The sequence below is a fragment of the Arthrobacter sp. TmtSoilC51 genome (assembly GCF_055388015.1).
The window spans coordinates 3,932,692-3,956,757 of sequence record NZ_AP035877.1; the positions used below are offsets into that span (position 1 = coordinate 3,932,692).

Here is a 24,066-nt window from a genome sequence, read left to right on the forward strand (position 1 = left end):
GTGTTCCTTCTTCTTCTCAGTTGGTGCGGACGCGGGGACGGTTGGGGGTAATGGTGCTGTAGTCAGCGGTCTTGAAATGCTGGGGGGCGAAGGGGCTGACACGGACCACATCGCCGATCACGATGACTGCTGGATTGGCCACGCCGACGGCTTCAGCCTGGTCCGCAATGGTTCCCAACGTGCCGATGGTGACGCGCTGGTCCGGCAAATACCCGTTCTCAACGATACCTACTGGAGTGTCCAAAGGCAGACCCGAGCCAGCCAGGGCAGCCGCGGAATCGCGCAATTGGGCCACGCCCATGAGCAAAACCACAGTGTGATCCGGCCGGGCAGGGACTTCGGACAGCTCTTCGTGGCCAGTCACCACGCTGAAGCCCTTGGCCAGGCCCCGGTGAGTCACCGGGATACCAGCGGCGGCGGGAACCGAAATTGCCGACGTCACGCCAGACACAACTTCAACCTCGACGCCGTTCTGCCGGCAGAACTCTGCTTCCTCGCCACCGCGTCCCAGAACGTAGGGGTCGCCGCCTTTGAGGCGGACCACGCGGTTGCCCTTGAGGGCTTCGTCCACCAGGATGCGGTTGATCTCCAGCTGCGGCACAGGGTGGTGACCGGGCGTCTTGCCTACCTCGATCACGCGGACATCCGGGGCAAGTTCCTTGAGCAGCTCACGAGGGCCCAGACGGTCGGCAACCACGACGTCGGCCTGACCAAGCAGGCGGCGACCACGGACTGTGATGAGTCCCGAGTCGCCCGGGCCTCCACCTACCAAAGCGACTGAGCCGACGGAACCAGTGGAGGTCTTTCCGGACGCATCGGGCTTGCGGTGGCGGCGAAGCGGGAGGTCACCGGTTTCCAGGGCGGTGGCAACGGCATCGCGGAGGGCCATCGCACGGCGAGGGTCTCCCCCGGCGTTGATGGCGATCTTTACGTCATCCACCACTGCCACTGCCGGAGTCCATGCGGCCGAAGATTCGTGGTCCGAGGCATTGACGCACCAGATGCGCTGCGCTTCGGCGTCGGCTGCAACCTGGGTGTCCACTGCGGGAGCGCCAGTGGCCGTCTGAACGAACCAGACGCCGTCGAGGTCTGACGTGCGATACTCGCGCGGCTCCCAGGTGAGGAGTCCAGCGTGGGCGAGTCCGCGGAGGTTTTCGGAGGCAACGGGGGCGACAACGGTGACCTTTGCACCGGCGTCAAGCAGTCCCTTGGCGCGGCGCTCCGCGACGGGCCCGCCGCCCACAACCAGCACCGGGCGGCCAAGCAGCCGTAATGCTGTGGGGTAAATGTCCTGTATTGCCATGAAAAAACTGTAGGGCTGGCTCGTAACATGCTTCAAAGGCTCGGAAACACCCGGTAACGCTGGGTAATCCAGCGTCACATTGGGTTCATCCCCCTAAAACTTCATCCCCTAAAAAACAGACCAGCCCGTACGCGTCGTGAATTCGTCCAACGCAGCGACTCCCGCCACCGAGTTGCCGGACCGGCCAAGGCCCGGGCTCCACACACTGATGGCGCATTTGTTGGGAACTACTGCGACGATTCCGCCTCCAACGCCGCTCTTTCCCGGAAGGCCCACGCGATAGGCGAATTCCCCGGCGGCGTCGTAGGTCCCGCAGGTGAGCATGACGGCGTTGATCCGCTTGGTCTGCGCCGGCGACAGCAATCGCGTGCCGTCCGCTCCTACGCCGTTGGCCGCCAGGAATCGGGTTGCGAGCGCCAGGTCTTCGCACGTCATGGCCAGGGCGCACTGTTCCACATAGGACTCCAGGACAGCTTCCACGGGGTTTTCCAGGTTCCCGCAGCTGGCAAGGAAGTGGGCCAGTGAGGCGTTGCGGTGGCTGTTCCGTAGTTCCGACGCAGCGACGTAGTGGTCCGCGGCCACGGTGGAGTTGCCGGTTTCCCTGCGCATCAAATCGCGGACAGACAGGGCAGCACTTCCCGTGACGCTGAGGAGCCGATCGCTGACCACGATCGCGCCTGCGTTGATGAAGGGGTTCCGGGGAATCCCTTCCTCGCTCTCCAATTGGATCAACGAGTTGAACGGGTTGCCCGATGGTTCGCGGAAGACGCGCTTCCAGATTCCATCGCCATCGAAGGCCAACACCAAGGCGAGCGCGAACACTTTGGAAATACTTTGTATTGAGAAAGGCACATGCGCGTCCCCTGAAGAGTAGACGTCACCGTCCCGGGTGGCGAGGGAGATGCCGAACTGGTGTGGGTCGACGGATCCCAGCTGCGGGATGTAATCGGCCACGTTGCCTTGGCCGACGTGCGGCTGTACTGCCCCGACGATGTCGTCGAGGAGATTCTGGATGTCCAAGGTTCTAGCTCCTGGCCTCTGCGTAGGTCCACAGTCGTAACTGGAGATGGGCAAGCAAGCGTTCGTCCGCGGACTGCAGGTCCAGCCCTGCTTCCTCGCACGCACGTCGCAGACGGTAGTGGACGGTGTTGCGGTGGATGGCCAGTTCCTCGGCGCAGCGGTTCACATCGCCGAAGAATTCGAGGTACGTGAGAAGGGTCAAAGCGAACTCCGGATAGCGGTCGCAGAGCTTCGCTATGCCCTGGTGCCGCAGCCTCTTGCGGGTTTCCAACAGATCAAGCAATTCGTTGGTAAGGACTGTGGTTTCCACATCCCTGTAGGAGGCAACCCGGATGGACGGGGTGCTTTGCAGCACCTTAAGGACACTGCGGACGTGGTCAAGCGTTGCGTGCAGGGCGTCCAGCCGGGGAACAATCGGGCCAACGGCGGCCTGGACCTGGAAATGCAGGTGTGTGGTGGCGTCACGCACAATCGTATTGACCAGCCGGTTGATGGCGGGCAGGGACTTTACCGGGTCCAGATCGGGCAGGATAATTGCTGTTTCCATGCCCAGCGCTCCCACGACTGCTCCCGGACGGTATGCCGCGGCGTGGATGGATGCGAGGTTGGAGAGCTCACCCCTGCGGAGCTGGAGGCCGGGGGCGCTCTGGTCCAACCCGCCCGCGGAAATCAACACCAAGGCCGCAGGTTTGGAGGGGTCGATTCCTGCCGACTGGGCCTGCGAATGAACCTGTGCCGTGCCGCTCAGCAGGCTGGACACCCGGTCCTCGCGCATGGATTGGGATTGCTGGTTCCGGTGGCGCACCAGTTCGATCGCCGCATGGCGCGCAGCGCCGATCATCAGCCTGTCAGTGTTCTGTGCCAGCGGTTCGGCCCCTTCCTGCAGCCAGATGTAGCCCATCACGCGGCTCCCCGCATGGATGCCAATGGCCACGCGTTCCCGAAGCCCGGCCGCGGGGTTGGCATCCACGTGAACGGGCTCTTCGGTGGCCTGAAGGTGCTTGTAGACGCCTGATTCCTTGAGGAGCTTCTGGTACCGCTCCGGTCCGCGCCTTGCAAGAATGGACAGGCGCCGGAGCTCATCGACGTCGTTGGAAGCCGGCGAGTACGCGAGGACCCGGTTTCCCGGATCCTCAATGACGACGTGGCCGTTGGTCAGGGTTGCCGTTGTTTGGGCGATGGCAAACAAGTCCCTGTGCACCGTGGTGGGATTCTCCCCGGACACACCGCGTTCCCGGATACGGTCCAAGGCGACGCTTTCGAACTTGTCCCAGCGAAGGCCCGGGGCTACGGCAACCAATCCGATTCCGGTGGATTGCAACAGCTCCGCCACGGCTTCGAGTTCACGTTCGTTGCCCTTGACCGCGACGGCCGTTGGCCTGTCGCTAATGATCCGCCGGATTGCCGGCAGCGCCACACGTCCACGGGCGCCGATGAGCATCACCAAGGACCCGGGGCGGGTGGCATTCTCGTCTTCAGCATCCACAATGACCGTTTCACGAACTGTCAGGTTGTCCGTGTCGGGGGCAAGCAACAACCGTGCGTTGTCCACCCCCAGGTCTTCAAGTACATCGCTCAGCAAGGTGACGACGCCGTCGTCGTCAATTTCCAGGGCCTTCAACGAAGCTATCGCTTCCTCTCGTATTCAGTTCGGGTCAACTGGATTCCATCGCCATTGAAGAAATCCTGCCCATGCTCCTGCGCAATCGCGCACAGCGAGAAACATTACCGGGCCTTCAGGACACCAGTGTTGTCCAGCCAGCACAAGAGCCGGGCCCTGAATTTGGTTCGCCAGCCAATTTGCGCGATTCGCCTGAGATCTAGAGTTATTGACTGTCCCCAACGCCACAAACACTGACTGTCGCGCCAGTGCCAGAGAACACGTCTGTGCCCGTTGGGACTGTTGAGCTGCCGACGGCGGCGCCGGAGTCAAAGGAGACCCCTCAGTGATACCCACGTCAGTTTCAGCGCATACTGCTGCGCCCAACCGGTCCGACGGGGCCGGCACCCTGCTTGATGGCCAGGAGCCAGGCCAGGATTTCTCAACGGAAGAATCGGGCTACCGGAAGACACTCAAGCCTCGCCAGATCCAGATGATCGCCATCGGTGGCGCGATCGGCACGGGGCTTTTCATGGGCGCAGGAGGCCGCCTCAATGGTTCAGGCCCCGCCTTGGTCCTGGTTTATGCGGTGTGCGGATTTTTTGCCTTTCTCATCCTGCGGGCTCTGGGCGAGTTGGTTCTCTACCGCCCAGCCTCGGGCTCGTTTGTTTCCTATGCCCGTGAGTTTTACGGCGAGAAGATGGCGTACACGGCTGGCTGGTTGTACTTCCTGAATTGGGCCATGACCTCCATTGTGGACGTCACCGCAGTGGCCCTGTACGTGAAGTTTTGGGGCCAGTTCTGGCAGCCCATCAATGACGTCCCCCAGTGGCTCATCGCCCTCATCGCCCTGGTGGTAGTGCTGGCGTTGAACCTCGTGTCGGTGAAGATTTTCGGCGAGATGGAGTTCTGGTTCGCCCTCATCAAGGTGGGTGCGCTCGTGGCCTTCCTCGTCGTCGGAATCTGCTTCATTGTCCTTGGTGGCAAAACGGATGTGGGCGTTCCCGGCCTGAACGTCATTGCGGACAACGGGGGTCTCTTCCCCACCGGCGCGGTGGCGCCGCTCCTGGCGATCAGCGGCGTCGTGTTCGCCTACGCGGCCGTTGAACTGGTGGGCACCGCCGCCGGCGAAACCGCCAACCCTCACAAGGTCATGCCCAAAGCCGTGAACACAGTGGTGCTTCGTATCGGTATTTTCTATGTCGGCTCCGTCCTTTTGCTCTCCCTGCTGCTGCCCTTCACGTCCTACAAGTCCGGCGAATCGCCGTTCGTGACCTTTTTCTCCCACCTTGGCGATCCCCAGGCTGGCGCGATTTCGGCCTCCGTGATGAATTTCGTGGTTCTGACCGCCGCCCTCTCGAGCCTCAACGCCGGCTTGTACTCCACCGGCCGGATCCTGCGCTCCATGGCTGTCAAAGGCTCAGCTCCACGCTTCACCGCCCGCATCAGCGCTTCCGGTGTTCCTTACGGCGGCATCTTGCTGACTGCGGTCATCACGTTGATGGGTGTGGGCCTCAATGCGATCGTTCCGTCGCAGGTCTTTGAAATCGTGCTTGAGGTCTCTGCTCTGGGCATCATCGGGGGCTGGGCCACCATCATGCTCTGCCACATCAAACTCCAGGCGTGGGTGCGGAGCGGCAAAGTGGCAAGGCCTGCGTTCCAGCTTTTCGGCGCCCCCTTTACTTCTTATCTGACTCTCGGATTCCTGGCCTTTGTCCTCATCACCATGGGCTTCTCGGAAACAGGCCGATGGGTGCTCGCTTCCCTGCTGGTGCTGGCACCGCTGCTCGTCGGCGGCTGGTATGCCCACCGGGGCCGAATCCACAACGAGCAGCCCGCTTTGAACCCGCCCTCAGTTTGAAAGAGAAAACACGTCACATGAGCACCCTCTCCCCCCTTCCAAAAATTGGCACACCCAGCCGCGCCTGGAGGTCGCGCGCCGATGCTTGGGAGTTCCTGGGATACGCCATCAAGCAACTTGCCTTGGACCACAACTCCGCGTCCCCCGATTCGGGCTTGCGCTCCCAGATCAGCCGCACTTTTGCCCTCCTGGACGCCGTGGAACCCTACTGGGCAGAGCCGGGAGTTGACGCTGTGGCGCAGTTGCGCCAATTGGTCGACGACGGCGACCCCCACGCCGCGCTCGAGCTTCTGGGCGGTTTGGCGCACCTTCCGCTGGCTTCTGGAACGGAGCCCGGTTCAGTGTCCGGAGTTATCCAGGAGTCGCTGGAGGACGAGGTTTCGCAAACCGAGCAGGCTGAGCGTCCCCGCTTCGAAGTCTTGGTAGTGGACAACGTCACGGTCCAGGAAGCTGAGTCGCTCAAGAGCAATATGGCAGCCCAGCGCCGTCCTTCCGATGCTTTTACTTACGACATCAATGTGGTTCCCAGCTACGAAGACGCGTTGGTTGCCGTCCTGCTTAACCCGGATATCCAAGCCGTGATCCTGCGTCCGGGTTTTTCCGTTCGCAGCTCCCAGCTACTCGGCAGCGATCTCCGCCGGTTCCTGGCTGGGCACACCCCCGAAGACCTGCAGGCTTTGCGACCTGTCAAACGGATCCTGGGCTTGGCCGAGGAATTATCCGGGCTCCGGCCTGAGTTGGACGTCTACCTGGTTGCAGGCGTTTCCATCGAATCCTTGGCCGGGTCACTGACCAGGAAGTTCCGAAGGATTTTCCGCAGGCAGGATCACCTGGACCTGCATTTGTCCCTGTTGTCCGGGGTTGCAGAACGATACGAAGCTCCGTTCTTCACGGCCCTGCAGGATTACAGCCGTAGGCCCGCAAGCGTCTTCCACGCCCTGCCCATTTCACGGGGCGGATCCGTAGGGAACTCCCCCTGGATCCGGGACATGGCCGATTTTTACGGGACAAACCTTCTTTTGGCGGAGACATCCGCGACCTCCGGCGGCCTTGATTCCCTGCTTGACCCGCACGGATCCATCAAACAGGCGCAGGACCTCGCCGCCCGGGCCTTCGGAGCGCAGAGAACCTACTTTGTTACCAATGGCACCTCCACCGCCAACAAGATCGTTCACCAATCCCTGTTGGCCCCCGGTGACGTTGTGTTGGTTGACCGAAACTGCCACAAGTCCCATCACTACGCGTTCGTGCTCGCCGGTGCCCGGGTTTCATATCTGGATGCCTACCCCTTGGACAAGTACGCCTTCTACGGCGCCGTGCCCTTGGCCAGCCTGAAGCGCAGGCTGCTGGAGTACCGTCGTGCCGGGCGGCTCCACGAAGTCAAAATGGTCACGCTCACCAACTGCACCTTTGACGGGATCGTTTACGACGTGGAACGTGTCATGGAGGAATGCCTGGCCATCAAACCTGATCTGGTGTTCCTCTGGGACGAGGCATGGTTTGCCTTCGCCCGCTCGCATCCCATCTACCGGCGCCGAACGGCGATGGCATCGGCAGCTGCGTTGGAGGCGTCCTTCAGCAACCCGGCCTACGCTGCCCGGTTTGCCGATCAGGCAGCGGCCCTCCATGACCCTGCCACGGGTGAGCCAGTGGATGATGAGGCCTGGCTGAACACCCGGCTGATTCCCGACCCCGCGAAGGCGCGCATCAGGGTCTACGCCACCCAGTCCACGCATAAGACCCTGACATCCCTACGCCAGGGCTCCATGATCCATGTGTACGACCAAGACTTCATGTCGTCCAACCAGGAGTCCTTCCGTGAGGCGTACATGACCCACACCTCCACCTCACCCAATTACCAAATCCTGGCGTCCCTGGACATTGGCCGGCGGCAGGTGGAGCTTGAAGGTTTTGGCTTGGTCCAGAGGCAATCCGACCTCGCCGTCTCAGTGGCACAAGCCGTGGCACGGCATCCCCTGCTGAAGAAGTACTTCCGTGTGTTGACCTCGCGGGACCTCATTGAGCCCCAATACCGTGAGACCAGCGCCGCCATGCCGTTGCGGGAGGGATTGGCGGAACTTGAGGACGCCTGGCAGCGCGATGAGTTCGTCATCGATCCCAGCCGCCTCACGCTGGATATCAGCAAGACGGGCATCGACGGCGACACGTTCCGCCACAGCTACCTCATGGACGATCACGGAATCCAGGTGAACAAGACGTCCCGGAACACGGTGCTGTTCATGACCAACATCGGCACATCGCGGAGTTCCGTGGCGTACTTGATCGAGGTGCTGGTCAAACTCGCAGAAGGTTTCGATAACCCGCATCCCTCATCGCGGCCTCGGTCAGTGCCTGTGCTTTCGCAGGCCGGAGGGTCAGCGGGGCTTGGGCAGACGCCGCCACTTCCGGACTTCAGCACGTTCGCCGCGCGGTTCCGTGTGAACGACGCCTGCGAAGACGGCGATATCCGCGCCGCCTACTTCGAAAGCTACAAGCCGGAATCCACCGCGTACTTGTCCGCCGAGGAGCTGGCCATTGCGGTACGAGAAGGCCAGGAAGTTATTTCCGCCGGCTTCGTTACGCCGTACCCGCCGGGCTTCCCCATCCTCGTCCCGGGCCAGGTCATTACCCGGCAGACGTTGGAGTTCATGGCCGCTTTGGACACCCGCGAGATCCACGGTTTCGATCACGAACGTGGATACCGGGTTTTCGTGGATGGGTCAGTGGTTGAGTCTGGTGTTTCGGAATCTGGCGTTTCGGCAAGTGCTGTCGCAGCGGCCGGCATCGGGCGGCTGCCCGCCGCGTCGTAGGGCGTAACCGGATCCGTCAGGCTCTTTGGCGGGCCCAACCAAAAGCAGGTGCGATGTACTTCGCGACGTTCCCCAGGAGCTTCGCGTTGTACTCGACGCCGAGTTGGTTGGGCACCGTCAGAAGGACCGTATCTGCAGCTTGGACGGCTGCATCGGATGCGAGTTCTTCGGCCAAGGTGTCCGGCCCCCCGATGTAGCTCTTCCCGAAACGGGACAACGCGCCGTCGAGGATTCCTACCTGGTCCTGCCGGTCCGCTTGGGCGCGGAGACCAAAGTAGCGATTGTCCACCTCATCGACGATCGGCAAGATGCTGCGGCTGACTGAAACACGGGGCTCGAAGTCGTGCCCGGCAGCAGCCCAGGCCTCGCGGAACATGTGGATCTGCTCGGCTTGCAGTTGGTCGAACGGGACGCCCGTGTCCTCGGTCAGGAGCGTCGAACTCATGAGGTTCATCCCTTGCTCGGCAGCCCAGACGGCCGTCTTGCGGGTGCCGGCACCCCACCAGATCCGCTGTGGGAGCCCGGGAGAGAGCGGCTGGATAGGCAGAAGCCCGGTGGCTCCGCCTGCATAGTGGGGATCAGCTTGGGCTACGCCGTGCCCGGCAATGGCTTTGCGGAAGAGTGCGGTGTGGCGCCGCGCCATGTCGGCTGCGTCCTCGCCTTCGTTCGGGACATAGCCAAAGTTGGCGGCTCCGTTCAAAGCAGGCTCGGGTGAACCACGGCTTACTCCAAGCTGAAGCCGGCCGTCGCTGATCAGGTCCGTGGCAGCAGCTTCCTCCGCCATGTACAGCGGGTTCTCATAGCGCATGTCGATCACGCCGGTGCCCATCTCGATCGTGCTGGTCCGCGCCGCGATTGCGGCGAGCAGCGGGAACGGGGAGGCTTGCTGCCGGGCGAAGTGGTGGACGCGGAAGAACGCGCCGTCGATCCCAAGTTCCTCTGCCGCTACCGCCAGATCGATGCCCTGCTTAAGTGCTTCACCGGCCGACGGTACCAGCGAACCAGGGACGCGTGCCCAATGGCCGAAGGAAAGGAAGCCGATCCGTTTGTTGTGCATGTCCGGGACAACAGCAGTGGGCGCCCGCTAATTCCTCACTCGGCGCGTCGGTAGTGCACGGCGACCGCGCCGTTGCTGAGCGGCTCGGCCGAGATCAGTGCCAGGCGCCTGCTCCTGGGCAGTCCGCCCTGGTGCAGAGTGGGACCGTGGCCGGCGATCACGGGGTGGACCAGGAACTTGTACTCGTCGATGAGGTCCAGGCGGTCCAGCTCGGCGGCAAGTTTGCCGCTGCCGACAAGCACGCCGTTAGGAGTCCCGTCCTTGAGATGCTGCACAGCACTGCGCAACTCGCCGTCGAGGTGATGGCTGTTGGTCCAGGGGAAGTCGCTACGGGTCGACGAGACCACGTATTTGGGCTTGGTCTCCAGTTTGAGGGCCCAATCGCGCATGGCTGGCGGCGCGTCGACGTCGCCACGGGCCACCAGCGGCCAGTAGGCCTCCATCATTTCGTACGTGGTTCGGCCCCAGAGCATCGCGCCGCTCTCCTCCAGGAGCCGGGTGAAGTGGGCATGCGTCTCGTCGTCGGCGATGCCCTCCCGGTGGTCGATGCAACCATCCAGTGTGACATTGATGCTGAACGTTAGAAGGCCCATTAGGTGATTCTATGCAGCTAAAGGGGGCCTAGCGGCTGCTGCCCGCCAGCAAACCGCGACGCTGGAGCAGTCGCTTCTCGATCGGTCCGAAAACGAGGAGTTCGATCAGGATGCCCACAGCCAGGATCAACAGGATCGCGGACATGACCACTGCCATGTCGGCCAACGTACGTCCCTGGTCAAGAAGCGAGCCCAGGCCGAAGCCGATAGAGCCACCCACAGCGATGATTTCCGCGGCCATCAAAGAGCGCCAGGAGAACGCCCAGCCCTGCTTCAATCCGCCGATGTACCCGGGAAGTGCAGCAGGAAGGACGATCTGCAGGGCCATCTGAAGCCGGTTCGCGCCGAGCACGGTGCCAACGCTGCGGTACTGGGGCGGGATCTGGTCTACGCCGGAGATGAGCCCGTTGATGATGGACGGGATAGCACCCATGAACACCACAAAGTAGACGGTGGCGTCGGTCAGGCCAAACCAGATGATCGCCGCAGGCACCCAGGCCACCGACGGCAGGACCTGAAGACCCGAGATCAGCGGCCCAAAGGCCCGCCGTAACGGAGCAACCTGTGCCAGCAACAGACCCACGGGCGTCGCAATCACAACCGAAATCAGGAAGCCGACCAAGCCACGCTGCAACGAGGTCCACACCGATTCCTGGACCTTGCCTTCGCCCCAGAGCGTCACCAACTGGGTGAGCACGTCAAGGGGCCCGGGCACCTGGTCGCGGCGCTTGAGGCCGAGGGAAACGTAGAACTGCCAGAGGAGCACCAGGACTACGAGGGCTGCGATCGGCAGCAGTATGCGCTTCCATTCGATACCGGTTTTACGTCCGGTATCGGACTGGAGGTTATCCAGGCCCGCTTCGAGGTCGCGCAGCTCTGAGGGGTTGCCCTTCAAGGACGGCGACGTAATGTGCTCGCTGGATTCGCTCACGGGCAGGGTCCGCTCTTGGGTAGTGGTGGGGTTACTTGGCATGGCGGCGGATCTCCTCGCGTAGCCGGCGGGTGATGACTCCGGTCAGCTCCCCAGCACGACCAGCATCAGTTCGGTGTTCTTCGGTCACATCCCATTCCGCCACAACACGGCCAGGACGCGAGGACAAAAGCAGGACGCGCTGGCCCAGCCGCACGGCCTCACGAACGTTGTGGGTCACGAACACGATGGTGCGGCCAGTCTCCTTCCAGATCCGCTCAAGCTCGTCGTGGAGGAGATCGCGCGTGATGGCATCAAGGGCCGCGAAGGGCTCGTCCATCAACAACAGTTGCCGGTCCTGCGCCAGGGAACGGGCAAGGGCAACGCGTTGGCGCATGCCGCCGGACAGCTCGTGTGGACGCTTGTCGCCAGCGCCACCCAGGTGGACGAGTTCCAGCAGTTCAGTTGCCCGTGCGCGGCGGCTGGCCTTGGTGCTGGATTTGTCGGCCAGCTGCAGTGCGAGCTCGATGTTGCCTCGCGCCGTCAACCACGGGAACAGTGCCGAGTCCTGGAACATGAAGGCCGCGCCGTCGCTGGGCACCTCAAGGGCGCCCGACGTCGGATGCTCAAGTCCCGCCATGATGTTCAGCAGCGTGGACTTGCCGCAGCCGGACGCACCGAGGAGGGCAACGAACTCGCCCTGCGCGATGGTGGCGTTGACGTCGTCCAGCACCGGGGCGCCGTCGCCGAAGCGCTTGCCCAGGTTCTCGAGTACGACTGGCATGGTCCCGTCCTTCGTGTTGATTGGTGTAGCTGATATGGCTGAAGGCTGGCCCGCTCCCCCACGTGTTTTCCGAGGGGAAGCGGACCAGCCGGTTGGTGCTTAGTCCTGGCCGAGCCCGGCAGCGGACGTCTTCTTGCCCTCTACTTCGTTCAAGGCCCGGAGGTCGAAGATGCCGTTGATGTCGGCTGCTTTGGTAGTGCCGGCGTCCACGCCGTCCTGCAGGAGCTTCTTGTAGGTTCCAGCGAGCGGATCCGTGGTGAAGGTGATGTTCTTCAGCGCGCGGTCGATCACGTTGGCGGGAAGCGGCTTGCCGGCAGTGTCCTTGAGGACCGCGTTGATGGTGCTTGCCTTCTCCTCAGCCGACGCGGAATTCAGCCAGTTCACGGATTCGACGTGACCCTTGAGCAGTGCCTTCACGGTCTCCGGGTGCTCCGCGGCGAACTTCTTGTTCACGATCAGGATGGTGGTGGTGAACTCACCCTTGTCCCACAGGTCCTTCTCGTCCACGAGTACTTTCGCGCCTGCTTCCAGGACCAAACGGGAGGCCCACGGCTCGGGCAACCACGCGCCGTCGAGCTTTCCGTCCTGGAAGAGCTTCAGCGTCTGGGCGTTTTCGGTCGGGTTGATGGTGACGTCGCCGCTGCCGTCCGGGTTGGTCTTGTAGCCCTGGTGGCCCAACCAGGCGCGGAGGGCTACGTCCTGCGTACCGCCAAGCTGCGGCGAGGCGAGCACCTTGCCCTTGAGGTCGGCGGCCGAGTTGATTTCGGGCTTGACCACAAGCTGGGCTCCGCCTGCTGCTGCGCCGGCGATGATGCTGATGGACTCGCCGTTGCTCTTGACGAACGAGTTGATGGCCGGGTTCGGGCCAATGTAGGTGGCGTCGATGGCACCGGCGTTCAATGCCTCGATCGCGGCAGGGCCGGCGTTGAAGATCTGCGTGCTGAGCTTGGTGTCGCCGAGGTCCTTGGCGATGATGCCCTTGCTGATGCCCACCAGCGCCGGGCCGTGGGTTACGTTGCTGAAGTAGCCGAGCTTGAGTTCGGCGGCTGGCGACGTTGTGGGCGCCGGTGCTGCCTCGTTGCTGCGGGAGACGGCGGACGCAACCGCGGCGCCTGCACCGATGAGCAGCACCAGGCCGAGGGCCAGGGCGATCTCTACAGTGCGGCGGCGTTTGGGCTTGGGTGCGGTCTCACCGGCGACGATGCGGGTGGTGCCGGAATCGGGTTTCTGTGACTCGGGGGTGTTTGCCATGGGGAGGTCCTAAGGAGATGTGGGATGCGAAGGGGGGCGAAGATCAGGCCCCGTAACATCGCCCGTCGAGGGCAAGGAAGGACCATTCCGGAAAGGTCATGACTTCACAGTAGGGACTGTCATATTTCCGCTTCAATCCCGCAGAAACCAAGGTTCACGCAGGGTCACGCGACGTCATATTCACTGCCAGGCCTTCAAAGTTGCGCCGGGTTGTGCGGCACTTGCGTTCACGAAGGGTCACCCGGCGTCATGTTTGCTGCAAGGTCTTCAATGTCCCGTGGCGTCGTGCGGCAGCAGCCACCGATCAGCCTGGCTCCCCGATCGCGCCAATCAGCGGCGTTCCCGGCGAGGGTAGTGGTGCCGTGACCGCCTGCGGAAGGTCCCCAGGTCTTCGTGACGGCGTCGTAGGTCTCCCCGGAGTTCGGGTACGCGACCAAGGGTTTGTCCGAGACCTCGTTGAGCGTCCCAAGCGCCGAGGTCACCAGGTCCAGCGGCACGCAGTTAACCCCGACGGCGGCCACTCTCGGTTCCGCGCTGAGCAGCGCGACCACATCCGCCAGTGGGGTTCCGTCGCTGATGTGTTCCGCGTCCCGCAGCGTGAACGTAAACCAGGATTCGACGTCGAACTCCGCCACGAGCGCCAACAGTGCCTCCGCTTCGGCGAACGATGGCAGCGTCTCGCACGCCAGGAAATCCGCTCCGGCCTCCACGAGCGCAGCGATCCGGGGACGGTGGAACTCCATGAAGTCGGCGCGGCTCAGTGTGTAATCGCCCCGGTACTCCGAGCCATCAGCAAGATAGGCACCATACGGGCCCACGGACCCGGCCACCAGAAGCGGGCGCTTGGAAGGTTTCGTCTCGGCATGCTCGCGCCGTGCCTGGTCTGCAAGCTGCACACTCAAAGCCACCAGCTCCAAGGCCTCGCGCTCCCCTAGGCCACGCCGCGCGAACCCCTGGGGAGTGGCCTGGTAGCTGGCCGTGATGGCCACGGAGGCACCGGCGTCGAAATAGTCGCGGTGGACCTGCTTGATCAGGTGTGGCTGCTCCAGCAGAACCTTAGCGGACCACAATGCGTCCTCCAGATCACAGCCATGGGCTTCCAGTTCCGTGGCCAGCGCGCCGTCCAGGACGAGGTCCTGACCTGAATCCAACAAGGTGCTAAGTGCTATGTTCCGCGGCATATAGTGATCTTCCTGCTAATCGCTCAATGAAAAAACCGCAGCTTGTTCGAAATCCCCGCCGTACAAGGCCGGGAATTTCGAACAAGCTGCGGTCTATCTGACTCTTCGACCTTAGATGACGTAACGCTCGTCTTCGTGATCGCCCGGGTGGTCCTTGACCAAGCCCGCGGCAAGGGTGTTGCCGTCGATGGGGTCGATCACCAGGAAAGCGCCCGTACGGCGGTGGTGCAGGTAGTTCTCCAGCGGCAACGCGGCAGCCAGGCGCAGCTGGGCGTGGCCGATGTCGTTGAGCTCCAGGCTTGAAGCCGGCTCCACGTTGAACGTAGCGAGATCAAGCTTGCCGGTGACATTCCGGACCAAGGCCTGGACCGTGCGCGTACCGTGCTTCACCAGGACTTTCTGGCCTTCACGCAGCGGCTTGGGCGAGAGCCAGCACAGCGACGCGTACAGATCGGCAGTGCTTTCGCGGACCGTGCCGGCAGCAGCGATCGTGTCGCCACGGGCGATGTCGATCTCGTCGGCCAGACGGACGGCAACGGACTGCGGAGCGGCCGCTTCCTGAAGTTCCTTACCGGCGAAGTCGATGCCAATGACCCGAGTGATTCGCGGTTCGTGGCCAGGGCTCAGGACAGTCACTTCGTCGCCGACCTTGACGGAACCTTCGGTGATCTGGCCAGCGTAGGCGCGGTAATCGCGGTATGCCTCCACGTCCAAGCCACCAGCCACAGCATCAGGCGCCAAGGCACCCTGCGGACGGATGACCAGCTGCACGGGGAAGCGGAAGCTCTCCAGTTCGGCCTCAAGCTCGTCGGCTGCCGGGAGCGTTTCGAGGACCTCCAGCAGAGCGGGACCGCTGTACCAGGGGGTGCGGTCCGAGCGGTCCACGACGTTGTCGCCGTCGAGCGCTGAAACCGGCACCACCAGCAGATCAGCCACGCCATCGGACCCAAGTCCCAGCTCGCGGGCAACCTTCTGCACGTCCGCCTCGATGTCGCGGAACACCTGCTCGCTGAAGTCAACGAGGTCGATCTTGTTCACGGCAACAATCACGTGGGCCACGCGAAGCAGCTGCAGCACGGACAGGTGCCGGCGGGTCTGCTCAAGGACACCCTTGCGGGCGTCAATGAGTACGACGACGGCATCCGCAGTGGACGCGCCGGTCACCGTGTTCTTGGTGTACTGAACGTGGCCGGGGCAGTCCGCCAGGATGAAGCTGCGGCGGTCCGTGGCGAAGTAGCGGTAAGCGACGTCGATGGTGATGCCCTGCTCCCGCTCGGCACGCAGGCCGTCGGTCAGGAGGGCGAGGTCGATCCCACCCTTGTCCCCGCCGAAGCCGCGGTCCGCAGAGGTGCGGGCAACGGCGTCGAGCGTGTCAGCAAGAATTGCCTTCGAGTCGTGAAGGAGGCGGCCCACCAAAGTGGACTTGCCGTCATCAACCGATCCGGCAGTAGCGAAGCGGAAGAGAGTAGACGGGAGCTGCGCGGACTCAAGGCCGCCGTCAAGGAATACGGTATCGGTGCTCATTTAGAAGTAGCCGTCCTTCTTGCGGTCTTCCATGGCTGCCTCGGAGATGCGGTCATCTGCTCGGGTGGCGCCACGTTCGGTCAGGGTGGAGGCAGCGACTTCAACTACGACGTCGGCCACGGTGCGTGCGTCGGATTCGACGGCACCGGTGCAGGACATGTCGCCAACTGTGCGGTAGCGAACCAGCTTGGTGATGACTTCCTCGTGCGGCAACGGTTCGGAAACCTCGCCCACTGCACGCCACATGCCGTCGCGTGCGAAGACCTCGCGCTCGTGGGCGTAGTACAGGCTGGGGAGCTCGATGTTCTCGCGCTCGATGTAGCGCCAGATGTCCAGCTCGGTCCAGTTGCTGATGGGGAATGCACGGACGTGCTGGCCCACCGTGTGGCGGCCGTTGTACAGGTTCCACAGCTCGGGGCGCTGGTTGCGCGGGTCCCACTGGCCGAACTCGTCACGGAGGCTCAGGATGCGCTCCTTGGCGCGGGCCTTGTCCTCGTCGCGACGGCCGCCGCCGAACACGGCGTCGAACTTGTTGCGCTGGATGGCATCCAACAGCGGGACTGTCTGCAGCGGGTTGCGGGTGCCATCGGCACGCTCGGCCAATTCGCCGCGGTCAATGAACTCCTGGACCGAACCAACAACCAGCTTCAGGCCAAGTCGCTCAACCGTGCGGTCACGGAAATCGATGACCTCCGGGAAGTTGTGGCCGGTGTCCACGTGCAGGACCGGGAAAGGAACCTTGCCGGGCCAGAAAGCCTTGGTGGCCAGGTGCAGCATGACCACGGAGTCCTTGCCGCCGGAGAACAGCAGCGCAGGCTTCTCGAACTCAGCAACAACCTCGCGGATGATGTGGATTGCTTCGGACTCGAGGGTGTCCAGTGAGCTCAACCGCTCAGCTGAAGGGCCGCCGTGCCCGCTTCGCGATGCCCGCCACGCCGCGGCGGCCCCTTCAGCTTCGCTCTGCAACTGGTTCAACTCGAGGTCCTCGCTGGTTGTTTGGGTGCTCATGTGTGTAGTCCGCATTCTGTCTTGTCGGATCCAGCCCAGCGGCCGGCACGGGGATCTTCACCCGGGGCCACTTTGCGGGTGCAGGGCTGGCAGCCGATGGACGGGTAGCCCTGGCTCAGGAGGGGGTTGACGGGAAGGATGTTGTCCTCGGAATACTCGACCAGCTGGTCGAAAGTCCAGTCGACCATCGGGTTCACCTTGACCAGGCCGAAGCCCTCGTCCCAGGTGATCACCGGCGTATTGGTGCGGGTGGGGCCTTCGTCACGTCGGACTCCGGTGAACCACACTTCATAGCCAGCCAGCGAGCGGCGCAGCGGCTCCACCTTGCGCAGCGCGCAGCACTGGGCGGGGTCGCGGGCGAACAGGTCCTTGCCCAGCAAGCGGTCCTGCTGTTCCACCGTGTTCTCCGGAAGGACGTCCACCACGTTGACGCGCAGGTTCGCCGCGACTTCGTCGCGGGTCTCGTACGTTTCCTTGAAGTGGTAGCCGGTCTCCAGGAACAAAACGTCGACGCCGGGAAGCTGGTCCGCGACCAAAGCCGGCAGTACGGCGTCGGCCATGGAGCAGGCGACCGTCACTGCAGGCAGTTCGAAGTTCCGGGCCACCCAGGCGATGACATCGCGGGCGGGGGCATTCCAACCGAGCTCGGCAGCTCCGGCCTCGGCCAGAGCCTTGAGTTCTTCGTGGGAGCGCTTAGTAACAACGGTCACTGGAGGTCTCCTTCATCGGCGGAGTGTGCCCACTCTGCGAAAGTCTGGCCCTCGGCGCCAACAGCGACGAACTTACGGACCACACGCTCCACGTAATCGGGCAATTCTTCGACCGTGACCTTGAGGCCGCGGACGGTGCGTCCCAAACCGGCTTCCTCACGCTCGTTGTTAGCCAGCCCGCCGCCAAGGTGGACCTGGAAACCCGGGGTGGGGTCGCCGTCGGGCGTTGGCAGCATCATGCCCTTAAGGCCGATGTCCGCGGTCTGGATGCGGGCGCAGGAATTGGGGCAGCCGTTGATGTGGAGGGACAGTGCCTGCGGCAGCTGCTTGGTCTCCACGAGGTCAGCCAGGCGGCGTTCCAGCTCGGCGATCGCCGTGGCCGCGGTGACCTTGGTTTCCACGATGGCGAGCTTGCAGAACTCGATGCCCGTGCAGGCGATGGTGCCGCGGCGGAACACGGACGGGCGGGCGGAAAGGCCCAGGGTGTCCAGTTCAGCGATGAGCGGCTCCACCTGCTCCTTGGCAACGTCCAAGATGACGAGCTTCTGGTGAGGAGTAGTGCGCAGGCGGTAGGTGCCGTGCTGTTCCAGCGTGTCGGCGAGCTTGACCAGCGCCTCTCCGGACGTGCGGCCCACAGTGGGGGTCACGCCGATGAAGAACTTGCCGTCCTTCTGCTCGTGGACACCGATGTGGTCTCCGGGAGCCGTGGGCTTGGGAGCGGCGGGGCCGTCCGGCAGCTTGAAGCCGAGGTATTCGTCTTCCAGGATCTGGCGGAACTTGGCCGGACCCCAGTCGTTCATGAGGAACTTCAGGCGGGCCTTGGTGCGCATGCGACGGTAGCCGTAGTCGCGGAAGATGCTGGTGACGCCCAGCCATACTTCAGCGGCGACGTCGGCCGAGACGAACACACCGAGGCGCTCGGCAAGGCGCGGGTTGGTGGACAAACCGCCGCCAACCCAGAGGTCGTAACCGGCACCGAGCTCGGGGTGGACAACACCCACCAGGGCGAAGTCGTTGATCTCGTGCACCACGTCCTGGGACGGGTGGCCCGTGATGGCGGTCTTGTACTTACGAGGCAGGTTGGCCAGCTCCGGGTCGCCGATGAAACGCTCGGCGAGCTCGTGGATGAGCGGCGTGGGGTCGATGATCTCGTCCTTGGCGATGCCGGCGACCGGGGAGCCGAGGATGACGCGGGGAACGTCGCCGCAGGCCTCGGTGGTGGACAGGCCGATGGATTCGAGGCGGCGCCAGATTTCCGGCACGTCCTCCACGCGGATCCAGTGCAGCTGGATGTTCTGGCGGTCCGTGAGGTCGGCCGAGCCGCGGGCGAAGTCCACGGAGATCTGGCCGATGACGCGCAGCTGCTCGGTGGTCAGCGCACCGCCATCGATGCGCACGCGCAGCATGAAGTACTTGTCTTCGAGCTCGTGCGGCTCAAGCGTGGCGGTCTTGCCGCCGTCGATCCCGGGCTTGCGCTGGGTGTAGAGGCCCCACCAGCGGAAACGGCCATGGAGGTCCGTACCGTCGATCGAGTCGAAGCCCTCTTTGGAGTAGACAGACTCGATCCGCTCACGGACGTTCAGTCCGTTGTCTTCCTGCTTCCAGGTTTCGTTGGCGTTGAGTGGCGCAGTGCCATCAACCTTCCACTGACCGTGGGGCTTGGCGGCAGGGCGGGTGCGTGCTGGGCGCGAGGGGACTGCGGCGTCCGAGGGCGCACCGGCTACAGCTGTATCTGTCATACGTCGACTTTAGGTCTGGCCAGTTTTCGTCAGCAAAGGTCCGGAAACGCTAAGTCACCTAGGGAAACATTTCGTCACGAACACGCCAGCGGCCTTGTCCCGAGGGCCTGCATATGCAGGTCCTTTTTGGGGCTCCCGCCGCGCAAACAAAGGTTAGGACGCCCTTGCCAGCACTGCGTCGTAACGCTCCAGCGCTATCTCTGCGAGAACCGGCGACGGCAACAGTGGAGCCGTAACAATATCCGCTCCGGCCTTGGCCAGTTGGTCATGGAAGTAGCCGGTTGCCAGCAGGTACGAGGACACGAAGACCCTGCCGGTTCCACCGTCTTCGGCAAGTTCGGCACGCAAGGAGGCGACGCCGTCGGGCACTGTTGGCTTCGCGCTGGCACCGTAGGCGACCCGAACCTTGTTCGGCAGCAGCTCAGCGAGTTGCCGCGCCTGCTCCTCCGAGTCCACCGACCCGTCCGGAAGCGACGATCCGGCGGCAGCCAGCAGCACGCCGTCGTGCTCGGTCAGGCCAGCGGCGCGCAGCTGCGCGGCGAGCAGCTCAGCCAGTCGCGGATCCGGGCCCAGCGGCCTCGCGGCCACTACCTCCGGCCGGCTCTTGATGGCCTTGGGCACGTCCACCTTGATGTGGAAGCCTGTGCTGAGCAAAAGCGGTACGACGACGGCGGCAGTCCCCTCAGGCAGGCCCTCCACCACCCCGGACAACTCGGGTTCCTGCACGTCCACGTACGCCTCAAGGACCCGCAGACCCGGGCGGAGGGCCTCAATTTCGGCCATGACGTGGCGGATGGCGGCCTGGCCTTCGGCGTTGCGGGTTCCGTGGGCGCAGGCGATCAAAACGGGGCTGTTCATGGGAGCTAGCGTAACGTTGAGCCAGCACCTACTGAGAGTCGCAGGCAGAAAGAACCCGTCCACTTGATTTCCATCGACATTGTCCTTCTGTGGCTTGACCTGGTCGGCGTGTTCTTCTTCGCGGTCTCGGGTTCGCTGCTGGCAGCCCGCAAGCAATTCGACATCGTGGGTTCAGTTCTCCTCGCCTCCATTGTGTCGCTGGGCGGCGGCGCGATCCGCGACGTCGTCATCAACGCCGGACCTCCCGTGGCCTTCACAAACCCGGTCTACCTGGTTCCGCCACTGCTGGCTGCGCTGCTGGTCTACTTCCTCTTCTCCTCCGTGCAGCGCTTCACATCCCTGTTAACGCTGTTCGACGCCGGCGGGCTGGCACTCTTCTGCATCACCGGGACTTTGAAGGCGCTCACCGCGGGGATGAACCCCGTTGCTGCGATCCTGTTGGGCGTCACCACGGCAGTAGGCGGTGGACTGTTGCGCGACATCACCGCCAACGAGATTCCTACTCTTTTTGATGCCCGCGACATTTACGCCTTACCGGCTTTTGTGGGGGCCGGATTGACCACATTGCTCTGGCACCTTGGCCTGTTCAGCGGACTCACCGCATGCTTGGTAGCCGGCATTGTTTTTGCTTTCCGCGTCACAGCCTGGAGGCGGAGTTGGTACGTGCCGTTGGCCGTGCGTGGTTGGCAGCGCGGAGGCACCGGGGCGGGCGCAATTTCGGGTGCCCGCGATTAGCTAGGATAAGAGCATGACTGACATGTTCCTCGAGAAGTTCCGCGCGCTGGTCCCAAAGTATCTCGAGGATGAATGGCAGGAAGAAGACGGCCTCACGCCCGACGAACTGGACGACGCCCTCGCTGACCACTCCTTCACCATCCCGCTTGCCCTGCGCGAGTTCTACCTCGCCCTCGGTGGCTGCGAGGACCTCATGGAGGCGTACCACTACTTCTGGGATCCCGAGGAACTCGAGGTAGATGACGAAGGCTTCCTCATGTTCCTGGAGGACGAAGAGGAACAATTCACCTGGGGATTCCGCATTGCCGATGTCAGCATCCCGGACCCCATTGTGTGGCGCCGGAACAACGCCCGCGGCCAGTGGAAGAGCGAAGAAGGCACGTTCTCCGAGTTCGTCTTCGACATGTTCGAGTGGGCGTTCAACGACGAAGACTAGGTTTTGACTGGCGGCCCCTGCGCTCCCTTTTGGGTGGCGTGGGGGCTGTTTTGTTGCGGCTCCGCGCGGTCAGGACCCACTTTGAACTGGAAACCAGCCCGGACGCGCCGCACCAGCGACGTGTCGCCCACTTTTGGTCCTCAAAGTAGGTCGTGACGGTACACGCGCGCTGATTCACGACGGCGGTACCCACCCGGGTGCGTAGCGCGCCGGTGCATACCGGCCGACTTCCCTGTTCAGAAGGACAGTCAACACCTCCTCAACCATTCGCTGGGGGTGATGCACCACATCCACGTAGTAGTAGTGCAGCGTCAGCAGGCCTCCCCGGACACCGGCATTGTTCCGATACTGGTCTTTCTTTACCTGCTTGCCTTCCAAGTGGGTTCTGCCGTCGAGTTCAACAATCAGGCATTCATTGATCAAGCAATCCACCTCCCCTACGCCAGGCAATTCCACGTGCATCCGCACCCTGAGCCCGGCGCGGACAAAATGGGTATGGGCGAGTACCTCCAGGAGCGAATCTGCCCTGGGGAGCACCAAGTCAAGGATTGCCCGGAGTTTCCCGTTCCTGTTCCCCGGTAATTTGGATCGAAGGAAGTCGGTTGTCAGCAAAGCTTGACTAACCGCACTCTGCACCAGCACCAGCGCTTCAAGTTCGGGCCGGCACCTCAGTGCATGCAGCAAGACATCAGCCACCCCCGCCACAGGCAGATATGGGTGGACGGGATGCAAACAGTCACCGTGATGCACCACTCGGTGCCTGGGTCGCCCAGTTCCGCAGCTCAGATGAAGTTGCTCGGGGGCGCTCAGAGTCCAAAGACGGTAAAACCGGGCTGCCGAAATACACGTCAGCCGACCGTTGGCCCGGAAGGCCGCCACGATCTCGAGGTCCGCATCCTTTGATACGTAAACGCCTCGGTGCAGCCGAAGTATTGTGCCATCGAGAACAGCGCGTTCCACGGCCCTTCTGGGAAAGCCTGCCCTCTCGAGTGCACCGGTGGTTGCGGCCCCATACCGACGACGAAGAAATTCATTGATGTCCATCAGTCAACGCTGCAGCCGAGAGAAATGCCTTGGGGGCAGCATTCGGCTGTATGTGGATAACTCCGACCTACGACCACGCCCCACTTTGGCGCCAAATGGCTACCGTCACACCTGGATCCCGGCGTGTCGGCCGGCACCACATTTCAGACTAGGTCGTGGAGGTACCGGCGAGTCTGTAAATAGCCGTGGCCCACACTAAATTTTCGTTGACTCAGAAAGTTGCATATGTGACAGGTTTGTCATAAGCTATTCACGGATCCACTAAATGCCTCCGGTGGGTCTGATGCGAACGGAGATTGTGGTCCCGGTTCGGTGCAACGTATGACTCGTAATGTTGCAGCGAGCCGGGGCCATTCCTTTTAAGCCAGCGCAAGATCCGCGGTAATCAAGTACGGGGCGAGCGACGTGTGCGGCCAGCAACCACTTTGAACGCACGACGCCGGCGACTCGCCGCAGTGCCTGGCGCGCCGCGGACCTTGCGCGCCCAAAGTGGGTCGTGACGGACCCCGTGAACACCCACAGCCACAAGGGGAAAGTTAGCTGCTCCGGTCCACCACAGCGTGCGCGAAGTTAGTCAGCGACGTCTTCACTACGCCCTCGGGCAGCGGCGCAAGGGCTGCAATTGCCTCCGAAGACCACTGGCGGGCGATCTTCCAGGATTCAGTGGTCACCGGGTGCTCCCGCAGGCCAGCCACAGCCTCGGCGAGAGCGGCATCCGAAGACAAGTCACCGTCCACCAACTCCAGCAGGGCGGCCGCGGAGGAATCCCCCGCTGCAGCGTCCCGGCGCAGGAGGAGCACGGGCAAAGTGGGCACGCCTTCGCGCAGATCGGTGCCCGGGGACTTGCCGGACTTGACCTTTACACCGGTGACATCGATGACGTCGTCGGCAAGCTGGAAGGCCACGCCCACCTTCTCGCCGTACTCAACCAAGACGTCCTCGAACGCTTCGTCGGCACCGGCAAAGATCGCGCCAAGTTGGCCGGAGGCTGCAACCAGGGAGCCAGTCTTGTCGGCGATGACGGACAGGTAGTGCTCAACCGCGTCTTCGTCCTCACGCGGGCCCACGGTTTCGTGGAGCTGGCCAAGGCACAGGCGTTCGAAGGTGCGGGCCTGGATGCCGAGGGCGCGGGAACCGAGTTCGGAGACGAGAATGGAGGCGCGGGCAAAGATGAGGTCGCCTGTGAGGATTGCCACGGAGTTGCCCCAGACCTCGTGAGCTGTCGGGGCGCCGCGGCGGAAGGGCGCGGAGTCCATGACGTCGTCGTGGTACAGGGTGGCGAGGTGCGTCAGTTCAACCACGACAGCCGCCTGGACCACCTCGGGACGGGATGCATCTCCAAGGTGTGCGCACAGCAAAGTCAGCAGCGGACGGATGCGCTTGCCGCCGGCTTCCACCAGGTGGCGCGACGTCGCGTCAGCCAGGGGATCCGAGTTGGAGATGGCTTCGCGAAGCTTTTTCTCCACGCGGGCGAGGTTTGTGGTGATGGCTGGGCCGAGTTCGGCGTCGCCGGCGATGGCGGCAAATCCGGCGGGCAGCTGGAGTCCCGTTGCGATCGCGGTGGTGTTGGGAGCAGGCTCAACAGTGTCCGGCAGGCCGTGCCCGGCATGCGTCCAGCTGTGTTCGGCAGAGTTCGTCACGG

20 protein-coding genes and 1 pseudogene are annotated in these 24,066 nt (G+C 63.2%); 4 read left to right on the top strand and 17 right to left on the bottom strand.

The genetic code is table 11. The features are described from left to right. Positions 1-16: 16 nt before the first annotated feature. The 3 genes from cobA to ACZ5G6_RS18000 all read right to left on the bottom strand — a co-directional run bounded on the left by cobA (position 17) and on the right by ACZ5G6_RS18000 (position 3,944). Positions 17-1,303 carry a uroporphyrinogen-III C-methyltransferase gene (gene cobA, locus ACZ5G6_RS17990; protein ID WP_498687001.1) on the bottom strand — a complete coding sequence of 429 codons (1,287 nt, stop codon included), beginning with the start codon at positions 1,301-1,303 and terminating at the stop codon, positions 17-19. 108 nt (positions 1,304-1,411) lie between these two features. Beyond that, entirely contained in the window at positions 1,412-2,323 is a 912-nt protein-coding gene (locus tag ACZ5G6_RS17995) for a glutaminase (RefSeq protein ID WP_223934180.1), read from the bottom strand. Positions 2,324-2,327: 4 nt separating this feature from the next. Next, complete coding sequence (locus ACZ5G6_RS18000) at positions 2,328-3,944, bottom strand: PucR family transcriptional regulator (protein WP_223934181.1); 1,617 nt, start codon at positions 3,942-3,944, stop codon at positions 2,328-2,330. Between the two features lie 388 nt (positions 3,945-4,332). On the opposite strand from ACZ5G6_RS18000, the gene ACZ5G6_RS18005 reads away from it, so the two are divergent. Continuing rightward, entirely contained in the window at positions 4,333-5,784 is a 1,452-nt protein-coding gene (locus tag ACZ5G6_RS18005) for an amino acid permease (RefSeq protein ID WP_498691940.1), read from the top strand. 17 nt (positions 5,785-5,801) lie between these two features. After that, positions 5,802-8,594 carry an aminotransferase class I/II-fold pyridoxal phosphate-dependent enzyme gene (locus tag ACZ5G6_RS18010; RefSeq protein ID WP_498687003.1) on the top strand — a complete coding sequence of 931 codons (2,793 nt, stop codon included), beginning with the start codon at positions 5,802-5,804 and terminating at the stop codon, positions 8,592-8,594. A gap of 16 nt (positions 8,595-8,610) precedes the next feature. Here the strand turns inward: ACZ5G6_RS18010 and ACZ5G6_RS18015 are convergent, their stop codons facing one another. The 11 genes from ACZ5G6_RS18015 to ACZ5G6_RS18065 form a co-directional block, all read right to left on the bottom strand. Beyond that, positions 8,611-9,651 (bottom strand): LLM class flavin-dependent oxidoreductase, encoded by a 1,041-nt coding sequence (locus tag ACZ5G6_RS18015; protein WP_498687005.1) that lies wholly within the window; start codon positions 9,649-9,651, stop codon positions 8,611-8,613. Positions 9,652-9,686: 35 nt separating this feature from the next. After that, positions 9,687-10,244 (bottom strand): dihydrofolate reductase family protein, encoded by a 558-nt coding sequence (locus tag ACZ5G6_RS18020; RefSeq protein ID WP_498687007.1) that lies wholly within the window; start codon positions 10,242-10,244, stop codon positions 9,687-9,689. Between the two features lie 28 nt (positions 10,245-10,272). Further along, the gene (locus tag ACZ5G6_RS18025) at positions 10,273-11,217 is read right to left on the bottom strand and encodes an ABC transporter permease (RefSeq protein ID WP_498687010.1); all 945 of its coding nucleotides are present in this window, start codon (positions 11,215-11,217) and stop codon (positions 10,273-10,275) included. After that, positions 11,207-11,938, bottom strand: a complete 732-nt coding sequence (locus ACZ5G6_RS18030; protein WP_498687011.1) for an ABC transporter ATP-binding protein — start codon at positions 11,936-11,938, stop codon at positions 11,207-11,209. Before ACZ5G6_RS18030 ends, ACZ5G6_RS18025 begins: the two co-directional genes overlap by 11 nt. 99 nt (positions 11,939-12,037) lie before the next feature. After that, positions 12,038-13,189 carry an ABC transporter substrate-binding protein gene (locus ACZ5G6_RS18035; protein WP_498687014.1) on the bottom strand — a complete coding sequence of 384 codons (1,152 nt, stop codon included), beginning with the start codon at positions 13,187-13,189 and terminating at the stop codon, positions 12,038-12,040. A 227-nt stretch (positions 13,190-13,416) separates the two neighbouring features. Next, positions 13,417-14,370: a homocysteine S-methyltransferase gene (gene mmuM / locus ACZ5G6_RS18040; RefSeq protein WP_498687016.1), complete on the bottom strand. Its 954-nt coding sequence runs from the start codon at positions 14,368-14,370 to the stop codon at positions 13,417-13,419. A 111-nt stretch (positions 14,371-14,481) separates the two neighbouring features. Then, positions 14,482-15,894, bottom strand: a complete 1,413-nt coding sequence (locus tag ACZ5G6_RS18045) for a sulfate adenylyltransferase subunit 1 (RefSeq protein WP_223934189.1) — start codon at positions 15,892-15,894, stop codon at positions 14,482-14,484. After that, positions 15,895-16,902 (bottom strand): sulfate adenylyltransferase subunit CysD, encoded by a 1,008-nt coding sequence (cysD, locus tag ACZ5G6_RS18050; protein WP_223934190.1) that lies wholly within the window; start codon positions 16,900-16,902, stop codon positions 15,895-15,897. It abuts the gene before it with no gap. Then, positions 16,899-17,612: a phosphoadenylyl-sulfate reductase gene (locus ACZ5G6_RS18055; protein ID WP_498687019.1), complete on the bottom strand. Its 714-nt coding sequence runs from the start codon at positions 17,610-17,612 to the stop codon at positions 16,899-16,901. Before ACZ5G6_RS18055 ends, cysD begins: the two co-directional genes overlap by 4 nt. Then, on the bottom strand, positions 17,609-19,351 hold the full coding sequence (locus ACZ5G6_RS18060; RefSeq protein ID WP_223934192.1) for a nitrite/sulfite reductase: 1,743 nt from the start codon (positions 19,349-19,351) through the stop codon (positions 17,609-17,611). Before ACZ5G6_RS18060 ends, ACZ5G6_RS18055 begins: the two co-directional genes overlap by 4 nt. 153 nt (positions 19,352-19,504) lie before the next feature. Next, positions 19,505-20,272, bottom strand: coding sequence for a sirohydrochlorin chelatase (locus ACZ5G6_RS18065; protein ID WP_498687021.1), 768 nt, complete (start codon positions 20,270-20,272; stop codon positions 19,505-19,507). On the opposite strand from ACZ5G6_RS18065, the gene ACZ5G6_RS18070 reads away from it, so the two are divergent. After that, a complete protein-coding gene (locus ACZ5G6_RS18070) occupies positions 20,273-20,944 on the top strand; it encodes a trimeric intracellular cation channel family protein (RefSeq protein WP_223934194.1) in 672 nt (223 codons plus the stop codon). Between the two features lie 13 nt (positions 20,945-20,957). After that, entirely contained in the window at positions 20,958-21,380 is a 423-nt protein-coding gene (locus tag ACZ5G6_RS18075) for a hypothetical protein (RefSeq protein ID WP_223934195.1), read from the top strand. Between the two features lie 174 nt (positions 21,381-21,554). Here the strand turns inward: ACZ5G6_RS18075 and ACZ5G6_RS18080 are convergent, their stop codons facing one another. The 3 genes and pseudogenes from ACZ5G6_RS18080 to ACZ5G6_RS18090 form a co-directional block, all read right to left on the bottom strand. After that, complete coding sequence (locus ACZ5G6_RS18080; RefSeq protein WP_498692018.1) at positions 21,555-21,917, bottom strand: endonuclease domain-containing protein; 363 nt, start codon at positions 21,915-21,917, stop codon at positions 21,555-21,557. Positions 21,918-22,343: 426 nt separating this feature from the next. Next, positions 22,344-22,424 (bottom strand): annotated as a pseudogene (locus ACZ5G6_RS18085) (hypothetical protein); the annotation flags it as partial. A 536-nt stretch (positions 22,425-22,960) separates the two neighbouring features. After that, a complete protein-coding gene (locus ACZ5G6_RS18090; protein WP_223934197.1) occupies positions 22,961-24,064 on the bottom strand; it encodes a polyprenyl synthetase family protein in 1,104 nt (367 codons plus the stop codon). Positions 24,065-24,066 lie beyond the last annotated feature (2 nt).